Raw genomic sequence first — 2387 nt, 5'->3', positions numbered from 1 at the left:
GAGAGGTGCGGTCGACGTCGACGCCGAGCAGCGCCGCCATGGTCTGGTCCTGCTCGCAGGCGCGCATGTCACGACCGAGCCGTGTCTTGGCGACCAGCCAGGTGAAGATGCCGAGCAGTACGACGGTGGTGACGACGACCAGGATCTGTACGTTGGATAGCTGAACGACAAAGCCGTCGGCGCTTTCGTGCAGCGTGTGGCCGCCGGTGATGATCGGCGGCACCGGCTTGACGCGGGCGCCCTGGGCCACCTGCGAGTAGTTGATCAGCACGAACGACATGCCGATCGCCGACAGCATCGGCGCGAGGCGGAACGAATGCCTCAGGGGGCGGTAGGCGATGCGTTCCACGGTCCAACCATACAGCGCGGTGATCGCCATCGAGACAAGCAGGACCACCAGCAGGATCAGCGGCACGAAGGTCAGCCCGATCGACACCAGGATCAGGAACGAGATCATGGCGATGAAGCCGCCGATCATGAAGATGTCGCCGTGGGCGAAGTTGATCATGCCGACGATGCCGTAGACCATCGTGTAGCCGATCGCGATCAGCCCGTAGATCGAGCCGAGCACCAGGCCGTTGATGAGCTGCTGGGCGAAATAGTCCATGCGCTGCCGTCAGTCTCTCTCAAAGGTTGCGAGAGGGTGAGTTCCGTCTCTGCTCCGCGAACCGCCGGCCTGAGCCGTCAAACCGCAGCGCACGAGCGTCGCGGGCCCCGGCAGCCGGAACGACGCTTCGTGAGGTGTTTTGTAACAGTGGGAACGGCTTGCAAGCAACGGTCGAAACGTCTGAGCCGCAGCCTGTGGACGAGCATTCGGGTTCCTCCGTCACGCTGCTTCCATTGAAAAGCCCCGCAATGACCTTCAGCTGCAGCGCAACCGCGATCGCGGTCCCGGCGTTGTTGGGTCGGCTGGATGACAGCCAAAAGGAGAATGCCAATGACCAATCAGAACCAGCAGTCGACCCCGAGCCAGAAGTCAGCCGGCCAGCAGCAGCAGGGCGGTGGAGCAAAGCCGGGTCAGCAGCAGCAGGATCCAGGGCGGCAAGGTAGCTCCAACCAGGGCCAGCACGGCCAACACGGTCAGGGCCAACGCTCCGACCGCTGACGCCGGGCGGCTCGTGTGAGTCAGGAAAATCCCGCCGAAAGGCGGGATTTTTCTTGGCAGGGAGGGCTGTCCACAGGGGCGGCCGCGCCGTTAAGGTTAATAAAGTGTTTCCGTTGCCGCTCTGCGTTAACCTGGTCTTAGCTTCGTTGGTGCCGGCGCGTGTTTTGCGCGCGGGACGAGTGACGAGACCCGGACATGAACAGCAATTGGCGCATCAGCACCGCGGCCGGCATTCTGGTCGCGGCTTATTTCGTCCCGGCTTGGCTGAAGGTGGCGTTCGGCCTGATGGTGTCGCCGATCCACGGCCTGTTCGACCGGCCCAATATCGCGGTCGGCCTTTTCCTGAGCAATCACTTCCACCTCGGAGCAGAGGAGGCGATTCGGATCGCGTGGCTGCTGGCGCTGGCGAAGCTCACGGTCATTGCGTTCTTCGCGGTCTTCGTCGCACTGGCTGCGCGACGTTCGGTCCGCGTGACTGGAGGCTGCGACGAGGCGCTGTCGATCGCGCTGACGCTCGGCAGCGTCATTTGCTTTGCCAGCATGATCCTGGCTTCGCATGGCGGTGAGGCGCAGGCGCTGCGGCTGCACGCCACCGAGTTGCTGTTGCTGGTCGGCACCGCCATCGTGATGCTGGTCGAGCGGCCGCCGTTGCCGGCCAAGGCCGAAGAGAGGCCGTCCCGCATGTCGACCTATACGGCCGAGCACTTCCCCGAGCACGTCTGAGTCGTGGCCGCGGCCGCCTTCATCGGCCGATTGCAAAGCCTATATGCACCACCGCCGCTTGACGCGGTGCCACAATACTTTTTCTTTCGCTTCGGCCGTGCTTAATTGCCGGCAGTGCCGCGATAGGCGCGCGATCGGGAGGAGATGATCCATGGCCATGACGATGAACGGCGAAGTCCAGCTGGACGCGCCGAAAGATCTGGTGTGGAGCAAGCTCAACGATCCGGAGGTGCTGAAGCTGTGCATCCCGGGCTGTGAAGAGCTGGAGAAGACCGAGGACAATAGTGGCTTTCGTGCCGTGGCCAAGCTCAAGGTCGGTCCGGTGTCGGCGCGCTTCAAGGGCCGCGTGACGCTCAGCGATCTCGATCCGCCCAACGGCTACAAGATCACCGGCGAAGGCGAGGGCGGCGTCGCCGGCTTCGCCAAGGGCGGCGCGGTGGTCGGCCTGTCCGACAAGGACGGCGGCACGTTGCTCTCCTACGACGTCGAAGCGCATATCGGCGGCAAGCTGGCGCAGCTCGGCCAACGGCTTATCAACGGTTCGGCCAAGAAGCTCGCC

4 protein-coding genes are annotated in these 2387 nt (G+C 63.8%); 3 read left to right on the top strand and 1 reads right to left on the bottom strand.

Translation table 11 applies throughout. The annotated features are described in order from the left end of the window. The coding region (locus I5M_RS14735) for a branched-chain amino acid ABC transporter permease (RefSeq protein WP_022722101.1) at positions 1-607 on the bottom strand (607 nt) is incomplete at its 3' end. A 330-nt stretch (positions 608-937) separates the two neighbouring features. Between I5M_RS14735 and I5M_RS33145 the strand changes: the two genes are divergently transcribed. The 3 genes from I5M_RS33145 to I5M_RS14720 form a co-directional block, all read left to right on the top strand. Next, on the top strand, positions 938-1105 hold the full coding sequence (locus I5M_RS33145; protein ID WP_199900038.1) for a hypothetical protein: 168 nt from the start codon (positions 938-940) through the stop codon (positions 1103-1105). 195 nt (positions 1106-1300) lie between these two features. Continuing rightward, positions 1301-1828: a hypothetical protein gene (locus I5M_RS14725; RefSeq protein ID WP_022722099.1), complete on the top strand. Its 528-nt coding sequence runs from the start codon at positions 1301-1303 to the stop codon at positions 1826-1828. Positions 1829-1979: 151 nt separating this feature from the next. Further along, a partial coding sequence (locus I5M_RS14720) for a carbon monoxide dehydrogenase subunit G (protein WP_022722098.1) occupies positions 1980-2387 on the top strand: 408 nt, incomplete at its 3' end.

Source organism: Rhodopseudomonas sp. B29 (assembly GCF_000333455.1).
GTDB lineage: Bacteria > Pseudomonadota > Alphaproteobacteria > Rhizobiales > Xanthobacteraceae > Rhodopseudomonas.
Note: the sequence above shows the minus strand (reverse complement) of the source record. Positions and strands in the feature narration are given on the sequence as shown.